This is a genomic window from Leclercia sp. LSNIH8 (assembly GCF_002920195.1).
GTDB lineage: Bacteria > Pseudomonadota > Gammaproteobacteria > Enterobacterales > Enterobacteriaceae > Enterobacter.
Genome location: NZ_PQJY01000006.1, coordinates 161,999 through 182,971, shown reverse-complemented (window position 1 = coordinate 182,971; position 20,973 = coordinate 161,999). Strand labels below are relative to the sequence as shown.

General features: G+C 53.2%; 24 protein-coding genes. 9 read left to right on the top strand and 15 right to left on the bottom strand.

Annotated features, from left to right (window positions below; all coding sequences use genetic code 11):
• Nucleotides 1-10: 10 nt before the first annotated feature.
• From trbE to C3406_RS18005, 9 genes are all read left to right on the top strand, one after another.
• Nucleotides 11-2,461 (top strand): conjugal transfer protein TrbE, encoded by a 2,451-nt coding sequence (gene trbE / locus C3406_RS18045; protein ID WP_006378801.1) that lies wholly within the window; start codon nt 11-13, stop codon nt 2,459-2,461.
• Entirely contained in the window at nt 2,458-3,201 is a 744-nt protein-coding gene (gene trbJ / locus C3406_RS18040; RefSeq protein ID WP_006378800.1) for a P-type conjugative transfer protein TrbJ, read from the top strand. Before trbE ends, trbJ begins: the two co-directional genes overlap by 4 nt.
• Nucleotides 3,202-3,213: 12 nt before the next feature.
• The gene (locus tag C3406_RS18035; RefSeq protein WP_006378798.1) at nt 3,214-3,540 is read left to right on the top strand and encodes a hypothetical protein; all 327 of its coding nucleotides are present in this window, start codon (nt 3,214-3,216) and stop codon (nt 3,538-3,540) included.
• Nucleotides 3,537-4,904, top strand: coding sequence for a P-type conjugative transfer protein TrbL (gene trbL, locus C3406_RS18030; RefSeq protein WP_006378795.1), 1,368 nt, complete (start codon nt 3,537-3,539; stop codon nt 4,902-4,904). Before C3406_RS18035 ends, trbL begins: the two co-directional genes overlap by 4 nt.
• A gap of 18 nt (nt 4,905-4,922) precedes the next feature.
• Nucleotides 4,923-5,627, top strand: coding sequence for a conjugal transfer protein TrbF (trbF, locus tag C3406_RS18025; RefSeq protein ID WP_006378793.1), 705 nt, complete (start codon nt 4,923-4,925; stop codon nt 5,625-5,627).
• Nucleotides 5,624-6,616 (top strand): P-type conjugative transfer protein TrbG, encoded by a 993-nt coding sequence (trbG, locus tag C3406_RS18020; RefSeq protein ID WP_016487821.1) that lies wholly within the window; start codon nt 5,624-5,626, stop codon nt 6,614-6,616. Before trbF ends, trbG begins: the two co-directional genes overlap by 4 nt.
• Nucleotides 6,617-6,618: 2 nt before the next feature.
• On the top strand, nt 6,619-7,902 hold the full coding sequence (locus C3406_RS18015) for a TraB/TrbI/VirB10 family type IV secretion system protein (protein ID WP_016487820.1): 1,284 nt from the start codon (nt 6,619-6,621) through the stop codon (nt 7,900-7,902).
• On the top strand, nt 7,899-8,144 hold the full coding sequence (locus C3406_RS18010) for a DUF2274 domain-containing protein (RefSeq protein WP_006378741.1): 246 nt from the start codon (nt 7,899-7,901) through the stop codon (nt 8,142-8,144). Before C3406_RS18015 ends, C3406_RS18010 begins: the two co-directional genes overlap by 4 nt.
• Before the next feature lie 374 nt (nt 8,145-8,518).
• Nucleotides 8,519-9,700: a tyrosine-type recombinase/integrase gene (locus C3406_RS18005; protein ID WP_015063151.1), complete on the top strand. Its 1,182-nt coding sequence runs from the start codon at nt 8,519-8,521 to the stop codon at nt 9,698-9,700.
• A gap of 24 nt (nt 9,701-9,724) precedes the next feature.
• Here the strand turns inward: C3406_RS18005 and C3406_RS18000 are convergent, their stop codons facing one another.
• The 15 genes from C3406_RS18000 to C3406_RS17925 all read right to left on the bottom strand — a co-directional run bounded on the left by C3406_RS18000 (nt 9,725) and on the right by C3406_RS17925 (nt 20,759).
• Nucleotides 9,725-10,069: a hypothetical protein gene (locus tag C3406_RS18000; protein WP_015063150.1), complete on the bottom strand. Its 345-nt coding sequence runs from the start codon at nt 10,067-10,069 to the stop codon at nt 9,725-9,727.
• Complete coding sequence (locus C3406_RS17995; protein WP_022652181.1) at nt 10,005-10,913, bottom strand: hypothetical protein; 909 nt, start codon at nt 10,911-10,913, stop codon at nt 10,005-10,007. The genes C3406_RS18000 and C3406_RS17995 overlap by 65 nt, the downstream gene beginning before the upstream one ends.
• Before the next feature lie 10 nt (nt 10,914-10,923).
• The gene (locus C3406_RS17990; RefSeq protein WP_022652180.1) at nt 10,924-11,883 is read right to left on the bottom strand and encodes a DNA replication terminus site-binding protein; all 960 of its coding nucleotides are present in this window, start codon (nt 11,881-11,883) and stop codon (nt 10,924-10,926) included.
• Nucleotides 11,873-12,481: a hypothetical protein gene (locus tag C3406_RS26560; protein WP_015063147.1), complete on the bottom strand. Its 609-nt coding sequence runs from the start codon at nt 12,479-12,481 to the stop codon at nt 11,873-11,875. Before C3406_RS26560 ends, C3406_RS17990 begins: the two co-directional genes overlap by 11 nt.
• Nucleotides 12,474-12,920, bottom strand: coding sequence for a hypothetical protein (locus C3406_RS17975; protein WP_015063146.1), 447 nt, complete (start codon nt 12,918-12,920; stop codon nt 12,474-12,476). The genes C3406_RS26560 and C3406_RS17975 overlap by 8 nt, the downstream gene beginning before the upstream one ends.
• Before the next feature lie 16 nt (nt 12,921-12,936).
• A complete protein-coding gene (locus C3406_RS17970) occupies nt 12,937-13,473 on the bottom strand; it encodes a hypothetical protein (RefSeq protein WP_015063145.1) in 537 nt (178 codons plus the stop codon).
• 73 nt (nt 13,474-13,546) lie between these two features.
• Nucleotides 13,547-13,804 carry a hypothetical protein gene (locus tag C3406_RS17965; protein ID WP_015063144.1) on the bottom strand — a complete coding sequence of 86 codons (258 nt, stop codon included), beginning with the start codon at nt 13,802-13,804 and terminating at the stop codon, nt 13,547-13,549.
• Between the two features lie 7 nt (nt 13,805-13,811).
• On the bottom strand, nt 13,812-14,348 hold the full coding sequence (locus tag C3406_RS17960; protein ID WP_223203164.1) for a hypothetical protein: 537 nt from the start codon (nt 14,346-14,348) through the stop codon (nt 13,812-13,814).
• 109 nt (nt 14,349-14,457) lie between these two features.
• The gene (locus C3406_RS17955; protein WP_015063142.1) at nt 14,458-14,727 is read right to left on the bottom strand and encodes a hypothetical protein; all 270 of its coding nucleotides are present in this window, start codon (nt 14,725-14,727) and stop codon (nt 14,458-14,460) included.
• A 408-nt stretch (nt 14,728-15,135) separates the two neighbouring features.
• Nucleotides 15,136-16,092, bottom strand: a complete 957-nt coding sequence (locus tag C3406_RS17950) for a hypothetical protein (protein WP_022652178.1) — start codon at nt 16,090-16,092, stop codon at nt 15,136-15,138.
• 176 nt (nt 16,093-16,268) lie between these two features.
• The gene (locus C3406_RS17945; protein WP_022652177.1) at nt 16,269-17,204 is read right to left on the bottom strand and encodes a hypothetical protein; all 936 of its coding nucleotides are present in this window, start codon (nt 17,202-17,204) and stop codon (nt 16,269-16,271) included.
• A gap of 73 nt (nt 17,205-17,277) precedes the next feature.
• Complete coding sequence (locus tag C3406_RS17940; protein WP_022652176.1) at nt 17,278-18,198, bottom strand: hypothetical protein; 921 nt, start codon at nt 18,196-18,198, stop codon at nt 17,278-17,280.
• 77 nt (nt 18,199-18,275) lie between these two features.
• The gene (locus C3406_RS17935; RefSeq protein WP_015063138.1) at nt 18,276-19,211 is read right to left on the bottom strand and encodes a hypothetical protein; all 936 of its coding nucleotides are present in this window, start codon (nt 19,209-19,211) and stop codon (nt 18,276-18,278) included.
• A 67-nt stretch (nt 19,212-19,278) separates the two neighbouring features.
• A complete protein-coding gene (locus C3406_RS17930; RefSeq protein WP_015063137.1) occupies nt 19,279-20,157 on the bottom strand; it encodes a hypothetical protein in 879 nt (292 codons plus the stop codon).
• 77 nt (nt 20,158-20,234) lie between these two features.
• Complete coding sequence (locus C3406_RS17925) at nt 20,235-20,759, bottom strand: hypothetical protein (RefSeq protein WP_022652175.1); 525 nt, start codon at nt 20,757-20,759, stop codon at nt 20,235-20,237.
• Nucleotides 20,760-20,973: the final 214 nt, after the last annotated feature.

The window sequence follows — 20,973 nt, the reverse complement described above, 5'->3', positions numbered from 1 at the left end:
GGAGGACGCCATGCTGAACCTTGCCGAATATCGTCAGCGCCCGGCCTTGCTTGCCGACTGGCTGCCCTGGGCCGGGCTGGTCGCGCCGGGCGTTGTGCTGAACAAAGATGGTTCGTTTCAACGCACGTTCCAGTTTCGCGGCCCCGACTTGGACAGTGCGACACAGGGCGAGCTGATTGCCACGTCGGCGCGGCAGAACAACGCGCTTCGCCGTACCGGGTCTGGCTGGGCCTTCTATATCGAGGCCGAGCGGATGCGGGCATCGAGCTATCCGCAATCCTCCTTTCCCGAACCACTGTCCTGGCTGGTGGATGAGGAGCGACGCGCGGCGTTCGAGGAGTCGGATGGCCATTTCGAGAGCGTCTATCACTTCACGTTGCAACACCTACCGCCGCAAGAGTCTCGCGCCCGTGCGGCTGGGATGCTGTACGAGAACCGGCCCACTGAGGGTGTGGACTGGCGTGGTCGGCTTGATTCCTTCGTGGCAGAGACCGATCGCGTGTTCGACCTGCTCGATGGTGTGATGCCGGAGATTGCCTGGCTGGACGATAGCCAGACGCTGACCTACCTGCATGCCACAGTCTCCACCCGGCGCTATCGCGTCGGCGTGCCCGACGTGCCGTTCCATATCGACGCACTGCTTGCCGATGCCGCGCTGGTCGGCGGCCTGGCGCCCATGCTGGGCGATCAGCACCTGCGCGTGGTGTCGGTACGAGGCTTCCCGACCTCGACCTGGCCGGGGATCTTGGACGACCTCAACCGCCTGGGCTTTGCGTATCGCTGGAGTACGCGCTTCCTGTGCCTGGACAAAGCCGAGGCGGAACGGGAATTGGGGCGCTTGCGGCGCCAATGGTTCGCCAAGCGCAAGAACGTCATCGCGCTGCTGCGCGAAACGATCTTTCAGCAGGAAAGCCCGCTGGTCGATACCGATGCCAGCAACAAGGCCGCCGACGCCGATGCCGCCTTGCAGGAGCTGGGCAGCGATCAAGTCGCCTTCGGCTACCTCACCGCCACGGTGACGGTGCTCGACGCCGACCCGGCCGTGGCCGACGAGAAGCTGCGCATGGTGGAGCGCGTCATCCAGGGCCGGGGTTTCGTGACCATCCCCGAAACCCTCAACGCAGTCGATGCCTGGCTGTCGTCCGTCCCCGGCAACGCATACGCGAACGTGCGTCAGCCCATCGTTTCGACGCTGAACCTGGCGCACATGATGCCGATGTCAGCGGTATGGGCTGGGCCGGAGAAGAACGAACACCTCGATGGCCCGCCGCTGATCGTCACCCGCACCGATGGCGCGACGCCGTTCCGGCTGGTGACGCACATCGGCGACGTGGGGCACACCCTTGTCGCCGGGCCGACCGGCATGGGCAAGTCGGTGCTGCTCGCCATCTTGGCCATGCAGTTCCGGCGCTACTTCGGCTCGCGGATCTTCGCCTTCGACATGGGCCGCTCGATGCGCGCCACCATCTTCGGCCTTGGCGGTGAGCACTATGACCTCGGCGCCGATGGCGGCATCGCCTTCCAGCCACTCGCGCGAATTGCCCACGAGGGCTACCGCACCTGGGCCGCCGAATGGGTGGAGGGCCGGCTGCTGCACGAAGGCGTGACGGTCGGCCCGGACGAGAAGGCTGCCATCTGGTCGGCGCTGAGAAGCCTTGCCGGTGCGCCGGTGGAGCAGCGCACCATGACCGGCTTGTCGGTGTTATTGCAGTTTAACGCGCTGCGCCAAGCGCTCGCGCCCTATGTGCTGGGCGGCGCACACGGCAAGCTGCTGGACGCTGACCACGACCGGCTGGGCATGGCCGACGTGCAGGGCTTCGAGATGGAAGAACTGATGCACAGCCCGGCCGCCGTGCAAGCGGTGCTGCGCTACCTGTTCGCCCGCTTCGACGAACGTTTCGACGGCGCGCCCACGCTGTTGATCCTCGATGAAGCGTGGCTGTTCCTCAATGAGCCGTCCTTCGCGGCCCGCATCCGGCAATGGCTCAAGACGCTCAGAAAAAAGAACGTCAGCGTCATCTTCGCCACGCAGTCGCTGGCCGACATCAAGGACTCGACCATCGCGCCAGCCATCATCGAAAGCTGCGCGAGCAGGATCTTCTTACCTAACCCGCAGGCCACCGAGCCGCAGATTCGCACGATCTACGAAGGCTTCGGCTTGAGCAGCCGCCAGATTGAGATCGTGGCGACCGCCCAGCCCAAGCGCGATTACTACTACCAGTCGCGCCTCGGCAATCGCCTGTTCGACCTCGACCTGGGGCCTGTCGCGCTCGCATTCGCGAGCGCATCCACCCCTCAAGACCAACGCGACATTGACCGCGTGCTGACGCAGGCCGGCGCTCCCGGCTTCGCCGGCGCGTGGCTGCGCCATCGCGGCCTCGGCTGGGCCGCCGACCTGCTGCCGTCCGCTCCGGCGGCAGCTTCCTTTCTCGCTTCTCAACCGCTGGAGGTTTCGCCATGATGACCAAGCCCCGTTTGCTCTCTGTCTCACTCGCTGCTGTGCTGTCGGTATCGCTGTTGGCCGTGCAGCCCGCATCCGCGCTGACGGTGTTCGACCCGTCCAACTTCGTGCAGAACACGCTGACCGCCGTGCGCACGCTGGAACAGATCAACAACCAGATCAACCAGCTCCAGAACGAGGCGCAGATGTTGATGAACCAGGCCAGGAACCTGGCAAATCTCGACTTCAACATCGTCAACCGCCTGCGCTCGACGCTCGCCACCACCGAGCGCCTGATCGCCGAGGCGCGCGGCTTGGCCTACGACGTGCAGAGCATGGATGCCACGTTCGCCCGCCTGTACCCGGAACAGTACGCCTCCACCATCAGCGGCGACCGCATGGCACAGGATGCCCGCGAACGCTGGCAGAACACCTTGAACGGCCTGCACACCGCGATGCGGATGCAGGCGCAGGTGTCGCAGAACCTCGCCCAAGACGAAAGCGCGCTGGCCGACCTCGTGAGCCAGAGCCAGTCGGCCACCGGCGCGCTGCAAGCGATGCAGGCGACGAACCAGCTCCTGGCTTTGCAGGCCAAGCAGTCGATCCAGGCGCAGCAGCTCCAGATCACGCAAGACCGGGCCGCTTCGCTGGAACTGGCGCGGCAAGCGGCGGCTATGGAGCGCGCCCGCGAAGTGCGGCGGCGCTTCCTCGGCACCGGCACGCCGTACACGCCGCAGTCCGTCAACTTCTACAACAACTGACCGGAGGCGGCCATGCGATGCGCTTCCGTCCTGCTGGCCGTGCTGCTGACCGCGTGCGGCCAGCAGCCGGCCGAGAACCTGGCCGACGCCCTGGCCGCAGATCCGGTGCGGCTCAAGGCGTTGCGCGGGCAATGCGCGGTCGACCGGCAGGCCATGGGCGAGGATGCCTGCCGCGCCGCCGCCGAAGCCTTCCGGCGGCGCTTCTTCGCCGGCCATACCGGGCCGGATGAATACAACTCGCTGGCTGAACTCCCGCCGATTCCGCCGAGCTTCGATACGCCCGCAGATGAATTGCCAGAGGGCGCCGTTCCGCTCACTCCGCCCGAGGATTCGCCATGAACGACGTGACCATCATCGACCGTTTCCTCGATACGTTCTCGCGCTACATCGACTCGGGCTTCGGCTTATTGCAGGGCGAAGTGGCATTTCTCACCGCCACGCTCATCGTCATCGACATGACGATCGCTGGCCTGTATTGGGCCATGAGCCACGCCACCGGCCAGGGCGACGACGTGATCGCCAAGCTGCTGCGCAAGGTGCTCTATGTCGGCGCGTTCGCCTACATCATCGGCAACTTCAACTGGCTGGCGAGCATCGTGTTCCGCTCGTTCGCCGGCTTGGGAATCACCGCTACCGGCTCGGCCATCACGATGGAGAACTTTCTTCAGCCGGGCCGGCTGGCGAAGACCGGCATCGACGCAGCCGCGCCGATTCTGGAACAGATCGGGGACATGGCTGGGTTCCCCGAGGTGTTCGTGAACATCGACCCTATCGTGGTTCTGTTCATCGCCTGGCTGGTGGTGATCCTCTGCTTCTTCGTGCTGGCCGTACAGCTTTTCATCACGCTGATCGAGTTCAAACTGACTACGCTCGCCGGCTTCGTCTTGATCCCGTTTGCACTCTGGAACAAGACCTCGTTCCTCGCGGAAAAGGTGCTAGGCAACGTGGTGTCGTCAGGCATCAAGGTCTTGGTGCTGGCCGTCATCGTCGGCATTGGTTCCGGGCTGTTTGCCGAGTTCCAGGTACATCCCGACGAACCATCAATCGACCACGCGCTGGTCGTGATGCTGGCCTCGCTCGCGCTGCTGGCGCTGGGCATTTTCGGCCCCGGTATCGCCACCGGCCTGGTGTCCGGTGCGCCACAGCTTGGTGCGGGCGCGATGGCTGGTGCTGCGGTCGGGGCTGTCGGCACCGGCGTTGCCATCGGAGCCGCCGCAACGGGAGTGGGCGGCGCCGTCATGGCTGGGGCACGAATGGCCCCGGCGGCCGCAAAGCTGGCCGGTGCCGGCGCGCGTGCCGCGACTTCGGCGGCCGGCAGTGCCCGATCGGCGTTCCAGGCCGGTTCCGCTGCGGCCGGCGGCGGTGCCAAGGGCGCGGCGGCTGGCCTCGGCAATGTCGCCAAGACCGGCGCACAAGCCGCAGGCCGCAGCGTCACCTCTGGTGCTTCCGCTGTTGGGCAGAAGGTGGCCGACTCCTTCCGCGCTGGCTGGAACGGCACAGAAGCCGGCAGCGACGGTGCTGGCCGCGGCCAGACCGCAGACGGCACCGCAGGCTCGCAGAAGCAAGAGCAACCGGCCTGGGCCAAGCGGATGCACCGCCGCCAGCAGGCTACCCATGCCGCGACCACTGCCGCCCACACGCTGCGCGGGGGCGACGGCGGCGGCTCCGGGCAAGGCCCGAGCCTGCGGGATTCCGATACCTAACCTTCAAGGAGAACACCCATGCGATTCAAACGACCGCAGGTGCGCTACGCCGATACGCCGCAGCCTGCCACCCCGTATCAAGCCGCCGCCCAGGTGTGGGACGACCGTATCGGCTCCGCCCGCGTGCAGGCGAAGAATTGGCGCCTGATGGCCTTCGGCTGTCTAGTGCTCGCGCTGTTGATGGCCGGCGGCCTGGTGTGGCGCTCGGCGCAGTCCATCGTGACGCCCTATGTCATCGAGGTCGATCAGGCCGGGCAGGTGCGCGCTGTAGGTAAGGCCGCTACGCCGTATCGGCCCGGCGACGCGCAGATCGCGCACCACCTGGCGCGCTTCGTGACGCTGGTTCGCTCGCTGTCCATCGACCCCATCGTGGTGCGGCAGAACTGGCTCGATGCCTACGACTACACCACCGACAAGGGCGCGGCGGTGCTCAACGACTACGCCCGCACCAATGACCCATTCGCCCGCATCGGCAAGGAATCGGTAACGGTGCAAATCACCAGCGTGGTTCGCGCCAGCGACACGTCTTTCAACGTGCGCTGGACAGAGCAGCGCTATGTCAACGGTGCGCCCGCCGGCACCGAACGCTGGAACGCCGTGCTTTCGACCGTCCTGCAAACCCCGCGTACTGAACAGCGCTTGCGCAAGAACCCATTGGGTATCTACGTCAACGGCCTGTCATGGAGCCGCGAACTGGATTCTTCCGAAGGAGCCAAACCATGAAACTTCGTTTCTGCCTTTACGTTTTTCCTTTGACGCTGCTGGCCCTCGCGGGCTGCGCCTCGCAGGGCAAGCCGCCGCCGTCCATCTCGCTCGACGAGCCGGTGCTGGCCCAGCCATTGCCCGAACCGCCCAAGCCCGTCGAAGTCGTCGCCGTCCCTGAACCGCTGGCGCTGCCGGCGCAGTTGAAGCCGCTGCCGGAACTCGATGAGGCCCCCGTTGCGCCGGAGCCGGCCGACGAAAAGGTGCGCGTTTCCCGTGCCAATGCAGAAGCGCGTATCGCGCCTACCCGTGAGGGCTACGTCAACGCGATTCAGGTGTGGCCGTTCACCGATGGCGCGCTTTATCAGGTCTATGCGTCGCCGGGGCGCGTGACGGTGGTTTCGCTTCAACCGGGCGAGGAACTGGTGACGGTCGCCGCCGGCGATACCGTGCGCTGGATCGTGGGCGACACGTCCAGCGGCGGCGGGGCCGATCTGCGCGTCAATGTGCTGGTCAAGCCCATCCGTTCCGGCCTGAAAACCAATCTCGTCATCACCACCAGTCGGCGCACCTACCTGCTGGAGCTGACCTCGACCGAGAAGGCATGGATGGCGTCGGTATCCTGGGACTACCCGAAAGACCGGATGCTCGCGTTGCAGCGCCAGGCGCAGGCTGCGCAGGCGACAACGCCTGTCGATACGGGCCTGTCGCTGGACAAGATCCGCTTCCGCTACGCGGTATCGGGCAGCAACCCGCCGTGGAAGCCGCTACGCGCCTTCGATGATGGAGAGAAGGTCTATATCCAGTTTCCGGCGGGCATCGCCCAGGGCGAGTTGCCGCCGCTGTTTGTCATCGGCGCGCAGGGCGACGGGCAATTGGTGAACTACCGTTTCCGCGCGCCGTACTACGTCGTGGATCGCCTGTTCGGCGCGGCCGAACTGCGGCTGGGCGGCGACGGCGGCGACGTGGTGCGGATCGAGCGCACCGATGGCGTTGCGCGGAGGAACTGACCATGAGCCAGGATGACACTCCCGACCTTGCCGCGCCGCAGGCGGCGGGCAAGATCGCTCCCGAGGCGGTCGCGCTTCGCGCCCAGCCGCGCCCGGTCACGCGCCTGAATCGGCGCACGCTGGCCATCCTCGCCGGCGTCCTGGCGGTGGCCGTGCTCGGCGCGGTGATGTGGTCGCTGCAACCTCAGCGGCGCGGTGCGGGCGAGCAGACCGAGCTTTACAACGTCGATCGTGTCTCGAAGTCTGAAGGACTGGATGCGCTGCCGACGGACTACTCCAAGCTGCCGCCGGCGTTGCCGCCTGCCGTTCCCGAACTGGGGCCGCCGCTGCCGGGCGATCTTGGCCCGGCCATCGTGAAGTCGCAGCAGCCGGCGACGGCCGCCTACGCGGCCCCCGGCCACGACCCGAACGATGCTCTGCGCAAAGAAGCCGAAGCGGCCGCGGCCTCGTCCGTGTTCTTCCGCTCGGGAGGGCAGAATGCGGCGCCGGTGGCGCAGACACAGGTGGCCGCTGCGCCGGGCTTCGCCGCCAATGCGGTGTTTGACCCGCTGGCGGCCGGGCCGGTCTCCACGGCGGCCCAGCCTGCTGACCCGACAGCGGTGCAAAACCGGCAAGACCATAAAGAGGCTTTCTTGAAAGGTGGCTCCACTGAAACCCGTAATTCCGGCAATCTGACCCTGCCAACTTCGCCGTATCAGGTCATGGCCGGAACGGTGGTCGCAGGTGCCTTGGTGACGGGGATTAAGTCGGACTTGCCCGGCGACGTGATCGCCACGGTGACGGAGCCGGTCTATGACACAGCCTCCGGGCGCTTCCTGCTGATTCCGCAGGGTTCGCGCATCCTGGGCAAATACAACAGCCAGGTCAGCTACGGGCAGAGCCGCGTTCAAGTCGTCTGGAACCGGATCATCCTGCCGGACACGTCTTCGCTCACGCTCGACAACCTGGCCGGCACCGACCCAGCCGGCTATGCCGGGCTGGAGGACGATGTGGACTACCACTGGGGCCGCATCTTTGCCGGTGCGGCACTCACCACGCTGCTGGGCGTCGGTGCCGAGCTGGCCGCGCCGGAGAACCGGCAGGATGGTGATCGCGTCATCATCGCTGGGCGCGACAGCGCGCAGGACAGCATCAATCAGGTCGGCCAGGAGATGACCCGGCGCAACCTCAACATCCAGCCGACCTTAACGCAACGGCCGGGCCTGCCGGTTCGCATCATCGTCAACCGGGATCTGGTGCTGCGGCGGTACCAGCCGCTGTTCTTCAACCGGGGGACTTCACGATGAGCACGACCAAGAAGCTGCGGCTCGGCCCGCTGCCGAAGACCGAGAGCACCAAGCTGACTTTCGTTTGCCCGACCAGCTTGAAAGCCGACCTCGACCGCTACGCCGCGCTACACGCGCAGGCGTATGGCGAGGCCGTTGATGCGGCGACGCTGATCCCGCATATGCTGGAAGCGTTCATGGCGGGGGATCGAGGATTCAGGAAGGGCACGGCGACCCGCAGCACACCACCGAAGCCGCCATGATTGCACCGCATGCTATTCAACGGCATCCATCGAACGCGCAGCCCAGGCTGCGCGTTCTTCATTCTGGATGCCGCCGAGCCTGTTGGGCTATGATGATGCGACAGGCCCGCCGTTCCTCGGCAATCCAGCACTACACAGTGCGATGCGGCTTTCTCTCCCAACGCTCCTATGTCGCTCCTAGCCGACAACGCCGCTCTTCTTCTAAGCGGCCCCGAAAGGAGCTAACCTACTGTCCCATATACGGTTTCAAGTCCTTCTTGATTTGCGCGAAAGACTTGACACCGGCACTTTTTTGTTGCCCGGAACCTGTTCATAAGCAGGTACCGCAATGCTAAAATGGCTGTAAATAAAAACAGTGTATTCAGGTGGACACAATGAATAGCCAGCCAGTAACCAGACGGTTTGCAGACAACGATCTCCATCAACAATTGTCTACGGTTAAAGTTAATGACAAGCAACTGATGCGCCTCATCCGCTATTTTTCTCACCTGAAATACCATACGGCTAAGACGTATCTCCATTGGCTGCGTTCCTGGAATGAGTGGTATCAGGCAAATGCAGGAAAGGAGGTGAACGAAGATTGGCCCGCCAGCTCTCTCCCGGTGACTGAAACTCCACTGCTGGCCTATTTAGACCATCTTCAGAAGTCACTGTCACGAAGCAGTATTAAAGGGTGCCTGCATGCCCTGAACAGTATCCAAAGGAAAGCACTCGATCAGCCTGGGATCATCACATCTGAAGTGGGTTATATTCTTGCGGCCCTCGAACAGGCTGAAGCCCGAAAGCAGAAAGTTACCCGCCAGGCTACGCCATTCATGGTGACGGATCTAAAGGCATTGATTAAAGCACACAGTACGACGCAGTCGGTGCGCAAACTCCGCGACCTTTGCCTAATTTGGACAGGGTTTGAAACACTGCTTCGCTCAGCGGAGATCAGGCGAATTCGGATGGAAGACCTTGTGCTGGATGAAAAGACCGGCAGCTTTACCTTGACGGTATACCGGACAAAATCCACTGTCAGTACCCTGCTCACCTATCATCTGACCCCTAACCTCACAGCCACACTGAGAAGGCTGATGGGTATGGTCGGAAGGGATCAATACAGCCATCCGAAGGACTATCTCTTTCAGGCCGTTAACTTTCAGGATAACGGATATATGCCACCTGAATGGGGTTTACGAAGCCAGGGTAACGAAATCAATGCGCTGCTGAGAAACCATAACATGCCCTATCTGCCTACCCGAACCCCGCTCGGGGGAAATGGCGAACCCATTCCCGTCGAGGATGAGGGTATGCTTAGTAAGAACACGCTACTCCGGGCCTTTGAAGCGCTTTGGGAAGAGCTTCATCCGCAGGAAACGGGCACCCGATGCTGGACCGGTCACAGCGTCCGCGTAGGCGGTGCCATCGAACTTGCTCATGCCGGGTATACGCTCTTGCAGATCATGGAGATGGGTAACTGGAGCAACGCGGAGATGGTTTCACGCTATATCCGTAACATTGAAGCTGGTAAAAAAGCGATGACGCAATTCATGCGCGGAGCGCTGGATGAGTAGCGCCCATGCGGGCGCTGCTGAGGGTTATTTCTTACGGAAAGGATTAAACCGGTTCAGATCCTGAAGGGCGTCTTTCGGCGGCAGCATACCTGTGCGTTTCATTTTATAAACGCCGTTAAGCTTCATAGTTTGCACACCCAAGTTTAACAGTGCCACCAGCTTAAGCGTATACAGAAACGTGAATGCCGGGGCCATCTGGATAAAAATAAACAACAAACCGGCACACATCACCCTCAGCCACGCCGCATATTCCATGCTCAGCGGTCGCTTAAAATAATGGATTTCCAGTAATCCCACCGCCTTGTTACTGATCCACACCGCTGCCAGTGAGAGTAACAACACGATGCACACCATAATGCCCAGTTCCATGATCCTCACTCCCCGTCGTTTTTATATTTTGTGTTTCTGATTTGCCTGCTTTGGTTTTGTTTTTCGCCTTCTTTTTGGGTTTGATATGGTGGAACAGGAAACAATCCACCAGCACCCAGCCATTGGCATACCGGGCCAACAGCAATTTCTGCCCCGGATAATGAGCATGAAAAAGCATTTTCACATCGGCGGTATTCATGATCTGTTGCTTACGCTTCAGCTCCTCCTCAGGCATCTCATATTCCTGAATAAATGGTGATGACAACCGCTGGCGAAGCATACGAATAGCGCTGGCATTTTCATCGTGTTTAGCCAGACGGCCAAAACGCACAAGCGCCTTATGAGACACCTGGACAGGTCCCAGATGGGAATCAACCAGTTCATACTGCCAGAAATATCGCAGATCCACTTTCACCCAGCTGATACTGTCTTCCTGTGCAGCTTTCATTATGGTTCCCGACATCGGGACCATTGTCAGTTTGGTCAGACGTATGTGAATATAATCAGCCAGGGTCCTGAGGGACTCCGGTACATTATTGTTCAGCAGAAGCTGCTGAAGCCCCGGGGTCGACGTCTGCCAGCTCAGGTTGCGGCCGTCAGGTAAAAATTCAAAGTTTTGATCCGCTGGCGCCGATTTCGCATTGTTTTCCTTCCTCATGAGAAAGTAATGGCCACACAGTAACTCGGACCGTACCTTATCCTCTCCCGGGTCATGTCGGGCTTTACTGAGATCCACCGTCAATACAACACGGTTAATAGCGTCCTCGTGGTATTTTTTCACCCAGACACAGACACGATAAAGTCTCTCATCGAGCTTCTGGCTGGTAGTGGAGATCCATTGCATGCTTTTCTCCTCAGACCTTACTCATAATGAAAATGCCAAGATCCGCACCGGGTACAAGCTCCGTGTAGCTATGGTTGATCCTTCGTGCATTTGACGGTGCGTCATCCGACGCAGGCACCCAGTTCTGAAGACCTTTAAATGCTGGCTTTTGTCCAACAGCGAAAATGGGCAGTGAGGCTTTCACCACCTTGTAATCCGTCTCGGCGTATTTGCTACTTCCACGCTCCGTGCCTTCAGGACGGTATGAGAACAGATGCGCGATCGGAACCGGGAAGGTATTGGTCCGACAAAGACGTAACGCATCCCCGTCTTGTAGGACCTTTCTTTCAAGTAATGCCTTCGCCCTATCGATGTTCGCAACCACTGTCAGGTCAGTGGTCGCTGGCGATTTGACCGCTGCCGTACGACGCTTATCCAGCATCGCGATGAGCTCACTGGCGTTGGTTTTTACCTGGTTCCGGTTTAGTCGCCAGCAAAAAGTAACTTTTTTAAGCCGTGCCTCCACAAACATAATTTTGCGAGTAGACGCCACTGTCACAAGGCCGGGAAGTTTACGGTGAACTTCCTCAAAGCGGATGTGTTTCTGATCATTTACCCTTTTCATAGCTGAGGCAAAGTCAGTTTTGGCGTCGTTGATATCGCGAATAATTCTGCTCAGCAGTTCGGCACCCTCAGGAACAATAATCAGCCCCGGATATTTGGTCGTTACTTTCGTTGAATTCCTGCTGAGTACATCGATGTCATCGATACAAAAATCCTGAAATACACGGATAATGTCATCTACAGAGGCATCAGAAATAGTACTCACCTCAATTGGGGTAACCTCTTTCAGCCGCTCTTCGTGGCGCGTGACGGCCCCCACAGTCATCAGTTCCGCCATCACCGGCTGATGGTTATTCAGAAAGGCTCTGAGCTGTTCAATTCGCTCCAGAATCCGATCACGGTAGAAAGGTAAATTTTCACTGGACATTCATCACTCCGGTTTCAATAAAACAGCGCAACACCGTTACATCCTCAACCACTTCTGAAGATGCGATACGCAGCCGGTAGCTGTACTTTTCCAACACCTTCCGCAGTTCATCGGAATTGCCTGTTGTATAAAGGGGCAGAGGTTCAGCCTGCTGGCCGTCATGCCTGAAACAACGATTAAGGTCGGACAAAAGGCCAAAACTGACAGGCCTGTGTTGCAGATTGATACGCTGCCAGTCCAGCGGTACACCGAACTTCACCCACCAGCCCAGTCCAATAAGTTCATTTCGTATACTCTGCACATTACCCAAATCCGATACTGTAACATCCGGGATAACGCCATTACCTTCCACCAGCAAATGCATCACGCTCTTAAAATCAGGCTGACGACACTTTCTGGCTTGCTTCAGAATGGTTCGGATCGAACGCAAACACTGACGAGAATGCAAATTACGACGTTCAGCCGAACTAAGCCATCTGTTGATGAGTTCATTCGAATACGCCACCGGGCATTCCCCGAGGCCTGACCTTCCGTTTTCACGGACATACAACAGACAGGAGGTAGCTGCACTCACTACAGCGTCATATTTTTCATTCATGTTTACCCCCGTTAATATCAGAAATCTGGTTATCCGGAGTCAGGAACAAAGGCTGATAATGCAAGCGCCACGGATAATGTACCGTTAGGCCATCCGTGCCAATACGGTTCAGCCTGTAGCGGCCGTTCATTCGATCAACAGACCAAATGCCGGGAACTACAGGACGGCTCCACCGACAAACCGGTAAACCTCCGAGCTGAAGGGTATTCACCAGCCCTTTATCAATCTCGGTCACGCGTACCTTCAACAAGAAGCATAACCAGGGAGAGCACCAGATAAACAGCCAGACGGGCGCTAGGACAAACTTGTTTAGCAAATGCCCTGTCATCAACATCGCAGATAACAGCATAAAACTGATGATCAACCAAAAAACCATCCATCCTAACCAGGCTCGTGTCTCACAAAGTTTCCATTCCAACAGGTAAAGTCGCTTTTTCATCCAGAGCCCCCGGAACTCAGTGAATGACTGAGGTGTGCTGCATCAAAATAGGTGTGCGTGGCAAGATCTCGTTTCGCCACAGCTCTTGCGCTGACGTCCATCCATGGAGAATTCCGTTGCCACAGTGTGAATTGAACGCCATTACCTCATCATTTAGCTGATAGACAAGCCTGTCTGGCATCTCAAGGTACTCAGGCAGAGAAAGCAGTACGCCGTGGATCATTTCGCCAGTCAGCCTGGATAACGTCTCTTCTTCGTCGAGATTTACTGTTGGCATTGCAGATAGTGGGATAGAGAAACAGCAGAGATCCATACCCACAGCGTCATAACCAACATCAAAACCATCATCATTAAGCACAAATCGAAAGATAGCCTCAGGTGCCTGACCCAACTCGGGCATCGGTGCTTCAGGCACCTCTGTGCCGGTAAAATATTTTTCGGTCCAGTTGCTAAAGGGACTGGTAAACATCCAACAGAGCAGCGACAACGCAATGTCCGTTTTGAGTACTCGTTTCGTGCCAGACGCTCCAAAAGGATGAAGATTGCTTTTCATGATTTACCTGTAGATTGCTTTATTTACAGCTATTTAAACACATTCCGGATTTTCCCCAATAGGTTGCAAAACGCTAAAATTCGCAGATGCTGGTCCCCTTCTGTTTTAGTCGATGCTCAAGATAGATGCTGGCCAGATCGAGAGGATGATTTTCTTCGAGGCATGCCCGAACGAGATCTTCAGTTGATACAGATTCCAGTCCCCGGGTTTCAAGAATTTCTTTCGCCGTCGTCAGCGCCCGGGAGGCACTTCGACTTAACTGAATTTTCACCTGAGAACTGCTTTCACACAGGGTGTCAGCTGGTACGGTCTGTGAATCGGTATTGTACATAGGGGTATCACTCCATATCAGGGATCGAATGAAAATTGACTGCAAGAGACGTCTCTGGTTCACCGTTTTCCACAGTGCTTAGCCAGGTTCGGGCAGGAAGTTGTTGCTCACAGAGAAGCAGGTAACCTTCGCCCATAAGATGCTTTTGTCCCAATGCATGCAGTAGATCCCCTGAATATGGACCCAGAGCAGTTTGGGTATAAAACAACGCGCCTGCGGGTATTTTTTTAGACAACATGCTCATTAATACGATCTTCTCGTCCTCATTTTCGGGTAAAACGAGGATTATCCTGAACCCCTTGTTAACGTGTGATTGCAGACCTGCAACCAGCGACCGAAACCTGAGCGCATAAATGACCATCCTGAATCGGGTCATTAACAGTGTTGTAGCAGCAAAAATAACGACGACTGAGCCGAATTTTGACCGGTAAAACCACCAGTTCAGGCCACCGGCCACAATCAAAACAACCAGAAGCACAATGCTTCCGTAAAAAAATGCAGCCGGGAAACGGGTTCTTTTTCCTTCGAGGAGCGCCGACGCCATTATTACGCCCGTGATGCAGTACACAACCCAGTCATAGAACGATTCAGTCATCATTAGGTGCTTGTGTCTCGTATTGTTATAAAATCGGACGCCTGCCTTTATAAAGCCCTCAGCAATCGTGTCCCATACAGCCATAGACTTCGCTAAAATTGTCGCAACTGTCTGTTGTCACAAAGAGTTCCCCACGGCCTAAACGACGCTGTAGATCGGCCTTTACTTCAGCTGCCGGTTTGAGAAAAAGATACTCCAGCTGTGAGTCACTTCCCGAAGAAAGCAGCAACTCAATACTGAAATCAACATGCCGATAAGAGAACTGGCTTTGGTCGTGGGAAAAGACCGAGTTCACAGGGATATTGCTCAGACTTATGGTGGCAGGCATAGTCACTCCTTTGTTTTAAACAGTATACAAATCTCTATCGTTCCATTTTTCGGATAAGAGACCTATTTTCGCGAAACTAAAACAAAGTAAGTAAATTTTATTTATGCAGTCTCCAGCATGTAGACTGATTGCGGCCGGAAACGGAAACACGTGTCAAAAAATTGAAACTAACCGGAGCAGGAAAGGAAGCAGCAGAAAGAGTGTCATTTTGGATTGGAGTTGATGCGGAAGGTAACGGATGGTTTATGAAGAGCTGTGACCGGAGAGCAATGCAGTTAATCATATCGGTCAATGAGTACGTTGAAATATAGCGGATTAAAGAACAGATTTGAGGAATAAAAAAAGGCACGGATAACCGTGCCTTCTTGGGAGTATAAAAAACTGAAGATATAAAACTATCTTCAGCACTCATGCCGCAACGGAGACTTTAACCTCTGTAGCGGGGATGAGTTTACGTAATGTGGAGAATACTTCATAAATTAGATCCTGACGGTCATGGATTTTAACCCGGCCACCAGTCAATTCAGATACATTCACCCCTTGGTAAAGTTCATTAACGACTTCACCATCTTGATCAAGGACTCGAACATGAGCAACCATATGAAAGTAAGATTTTGCAGCATAACTTTCATAAATATCAATAATCGATTCATTATTACGACGTAAAACTACTTTGCCGGACGGCAGCGTTGTTTCATCCATATAACAATCGGTTAATTGATCGTCGAAATCGTCCTCTTGAAGTGAAATATGCAGACTCAGTTCGTCGGTAATTCGACGTGAATATGAATACTCACTAAATGTATAAGCGGCCATGCTTATATCACTGAAAGTGCGATAAGCATCATGAAGACCGGATGTTATTTCATCTGATACATAGTTGATAAGCCCAATAAAATGCGTATTCCAGAATTGTTCCAGTGCAAAACGGGCGATTAAAACCTGTCCATCAACTTCCATCAGTTTTTTGTATTCTTCACGATCATAGCCACCAGGTTGTGTGCTATCCGCAGAAAGACTTAGGATATCACAACAGACATCATCGTATTCAAAGCGGCTAGTCGCGTAGTGTTTACCAGAGATATCCAGATACTGACCGGAAACTTGGTCGAAGACCTCAAGGAAGTAAACCAGGCGCTTCTTGAGGGTATTAGCATCCAGTCCATCCAGTTGAGTAGCATTAAGCGTTTCCGCATAATGGTCCACAGACTGTCTTAATTCACTGGCTGATATACTGCAAGAAAAAGAAACCTCGTCGCCCTGGCAGTGAGAGACATTGATATGAATCTCTGTCTCATCAAAATCAATGCCAATGTCTGCCAGTACTGCACGAACGTAGTTTTGATTATCAGTATAATTAGTCATTTTCACTTCCTCAGGAAAATTGAAAGGAAGTGCCCCATAGGGGAGCAACTTCCCCAGTGGGTGGATAAAAATATGTTTTTCTAAATCATTCTATCCTGCCAGTTAAACAGGAAAGTGAACGCAATCATTTAGTCGAACAAAGTTACTTTTTACGATGAGGTGAGAATGAGGACCGGTTAAACACCGTCCCGAAACTCTTCAATCGCTTCATGGATCAACGCTGCTCTGTCACAGATTTGTACTCGGCCACAAGGTCCCACAGAAGAGAAGGTTCCGTGCGAGGATTCACACTTAACACTCCCATCACTGCCAGTGAAACGAACGTTCATCATAACCGGCACATCGTGTCCGGAACTTACGCAGGTATAAAGACGAATGAGTTTTTCATCATCGCAATACGCCCCCGTCGTGCCTTCAGACTCATTGAAACCAATGTAAAGATCAGGCATGCAAGCCGGGTATTCATCAGTGTTCAGCTCAAGATGCAACATCAGTTCATGATTTACACGACGGTGATATTGATATTGACCTAAACTATGAAATGAATTTTTAACAGACTTGATAACCTGAAGAGAATTAAATAGACACTCTGTTATTTTTTTCTCAAACTCATAGATAAAGTCGCCAAAATCAGAATGGAAAAATTGCTTCAGTGCATACCGGGCAATAAGAACTTTCCCGTCAACACTCATTCTATTCTGATAAATTTCCTTTCTGAGACCTTTCTGAAATTCATCATATTCAGGCAACGATTCTGAGGCCGCCAATATTGATGTTGCTATATCGAAAAATTTCATAGTGCTATGCGCATTATGATAACCACGAATTGTTATTTTCTGAAACCCAGACTTTTCATATACTTTAAAAAGGTATTTGATTTTATTCCGGAGAACTTCGGTTTCAGAATACGGCGCTTTATGTTTTATCAACTCTTCGATATATGAATCAAGATAGAATAACAAATCATCAGTCGCCACTTCTGCTTTGAATGAGAGTTGTTCAAAGAAATTAGACTTATCAAACAGTTTAATATCCTGTTGAATTACTGTCAGACCAAGTTGTTTTTTAAGCATGGCGCTAACAAAATTTATATCATCGTTTTCATTAAACATATCTACTTCCTCTTGAAAGAATAAAGGAAGCATCCCCTAAAGGGATTGAGCTTCCCTTAGGGTTATTTATTAATTACATGTAAAGCAGATCATCCGAATGCTCTGGAGCATACGAATTGATTTGCTTAAGCGAGTTATTTATAGCCTTTCTGTACAGCGATGAAGAATGCGATTGAACCATTTTGTACTCAGTGACGAGAAGAGGTGAAGTAAAGCAACCTAGATTCGCGTCGAGAGTTAAAGGGCCATCGTTGCAAGATTCAATAACAGCGTAAATGCGCCGCTTCATCACCCTACCCGACAGGTAACGATTAACATGGTTCAGGAACTTGTCAGCCCCAGAAATACTACTCACATCCCAGTTGGCAGAAATTATCTGGTCTGCAACTGAAACGGGTACCGGTTCAACTACTATCTGAGTATTGATTTGATGGTCAACACTGAAGAACCTGGTTAACACTTGTGGAACTGAACTTTCCGCAACCTTTTCTGTAACTGCGAAAATAAGCGGAAGAACCTGAGATAAGCGTGACCGTAACTGGCCATGAAGATGGCTGATGAAATTGTGACCGTTTTCAACCATACCAAGGATTAAATCCTTGTCTGCATTGCTGGAACGATAATAGACATAGTCCAGTTTTTCACGGTTCACACCTTCATTCAGCCAGTCTGGCTCAACATCAACAAGACGCAGGTGAGCTGCTGACACTGAAACCTCAAACTGCAAGGTTTCAAGAGTGACCGGCCCAGCCTTCAACAACGCAGCTCCTGAGCAATATTGTGCAACAGGATGGTTATCCACGTCAGGGCCCCATAAAGGCTCCCAGTCGCGCAGATAACGCATTAAATGCGGTTTTAAAGTCCGGACTGGAATATCAACCTTCACAACAAGACTCTGAATGACTCCGGTTTCCAGATTGACACTTTGGATCGCAGCACCTTCAAAACCCATCTTCACCAGCATCGCTTCAATTAATTTATAAATAGCTTTCATTTTATTGCCCTCGGTTAAGAGGGAATTCTCCCCAAGGGAAGAGTTCCCTCAGGGATTAGATAAGTTGAAAATAAGTTTTAATACCCGTAACGAATAGCGTGTTGTCTTTCTTGAAGGTAGGCTTCGTATTCATCTTTTCCGGATGCGAAGCACTCTTTAACAAAGACACCGCAAAACATTTTAAGATCATCTCTGGCATGCATTTCTTTATCTGACATGACTTTAGCATAATCAGACGTGTCGATATCCGCTAAGCGCCAACCGTACTTCATGTAAACACGATTACTGTGGGCAAAGCCTTTAAGATAGCGGCGTGCATTTTTGATGATCTGACGACTACCAGACATGTCGGATGACAAAAAGTCAGGTGCGATCATCGTTTCCAGAATATCAACTGGCAACCCCTTACAAAATATTTGAACATTATAACTATTGTAACAGTCATGATATTTAAAGTCCTTTATAAGACGGTCAGGTTGGTCAGTTGTTATCTTATTTAAAACATCAAGTGCTAAACGAATACCTTCCTTCATAGTTTCATGTAATTCTACATTCACAAATGAAAAGAAGGGACTCAGTCCTTCTTTGTACGTGAGATAGTCTTCACCAAAACGTCCATGTCGAGTTAAATGCAGCAATCGTTGCTTGTTATATTCACTATCAGTCACGTCGTAACTACCACCGCGCTGTAGAGTGAATCCTTCCTTGACAGTAACCGGGAATCTAATATGGTCAATAAAGAAAGACCGATTCTGCTTATTTTTCACTACATCTAACTGACGTTTAACACAATCCGTAATGTTCTGGTCTTCGAACCCAGGGAACGGGATATCTAAAAATATTGAACTGTATGCGTTAGCATACGAATGAAGAAAATCAAATGAAACATCGGCGTCACAGCGTATACCAGTAAATTTACCGTCACAACCAGTTAAGCAGATAACATTGCTGACCTTCACAGCGTGATTGCGTGACATCAGAAATGCATTAATGATTTTCTCGATAATTTTCATGTAATCCTCTCGTTATAAAAAGGGATTACGCCCATCAGGGGAGTAATCCCCAGATGGGTAGTGTTAATCAGAAATCAGAAAGACCTAAATCTTTATTTCGCCCTGATATCGTGGAAGATATAAGACGATTTACTCGTTTCTGTATACTGTATTCAGACGTCTCACTTATAAAAAGTGGTAATGACTTACCAAGAGACTGTCCATTTCGATAATAGTGACAGACTATATAACCATGTCTCCACCCTGTACTGATATAAGACTTAACACATTTGATAAAACCCGAAGCTGCCGCTTCTGTTCGTAAAGAGGTAAATGATTTCAGATACCGGTCCATTGAACATAGTGCAATAGCTTTAAGAGTTACCTCCAGCATTTCATTCCCGTACTTCACTCTCTTAATTAACTGATCTTCATTACGGTGCAAGAATGCATTCCGCAGTCCGGCAATCAGTATTAAAACTTCTCTGAGTAAAGTACAGAGTCTATTACGCACATATCTCATGAAGTCATCAAAATATAAAAGCCAGAAACAAGCAGCCTGGCTAATCAAGAGATCATGGGAACAAGCTAGCATCTTAGCCAGCTCGATATCTTCGGAACGAAGAGAAAAGTTACTTTCCTCAAACCGTTGTTGCTTTGAATTACACGTATAGAGTTCTATCCATACAGAGATAAATTCAAGCGATTCCATGTCTTCGCAGAGCAATTCAGCACTGCTGATACACTGCTGAAGTTCAAGGCCGATATCATACGATACCGGACAATCTTTCAGAGTCTCGACATAGTCAGGGACGAACCGCGATAAATGCGTTGTTTTCAGGTACAGGCTGAGATGCACTTGTGTCAAAGGATTTACAAGAGACTGTACAGGCATCTCAGTAATGGAAACCGGTACAACACCATCCTTTATCAGAACTGCATTGACAAGATCTGTAGCTAATTTCATAAGGCCTCCAGGTTAAATGCTGAGGGCCCCCCCGATGGGATTGGCCATCAGGGATGTAGTTAAAATATGTGATATGTTTATGCGCAAAGAGCTATGACATTGTCGATATAACTGACAAGAGATGGTCGCTCATCCTTTACTGCAAAATGACGAAGTCCATCCAGATTATATGCCGGTAGAAAATCGGCATAACCACGGGTACGAAGATCATCAACCACAAGTTTTAAATAATCAAATCTTCCAAGAGAACCTCTCAATGGGGGCCTTCCCGGTTTGGACAAAACTTCTAAAGCTTGTTGCCACGTGATATCTTCCGCTTTTCCTGTAGCAAGATTAAAATGCACATAAATGAATGCTTTATAATCTCCACGACAGGTAAGATAGTAATTCGGAAAAAAATATTTATCACAGCGTAACAAACATGTACCTGAAGGGCGAATTACATACAACAGGTTTTTGTCCTTATCTATTATGCTGTGTTTTAAAATCGTAAGGTCAACTTCACTATCATGAAGATAATAGCATGATGATGGTTGCTCAACGATACGAGATGAAATCACAGCAGCAAACTTATTAAATAAGTCTTGATTTTCAGTTTTCATAACAATGCTCTCTTATATTAAACGATGAGCATCACCCTAACGGTAATACTCCCGTCAGGGGTTTTGAGTTATATGGATATACCACGTCATACAACCGACCGTAGCCAGATGTACCGCACATTTATTTAACTGAGCAAGCATCTCAGCCGTAAAAAAAACCTGAATAACAGGTGATTTTCACGAAGGAAATCTAATTATCTGTTTAGTATTTATG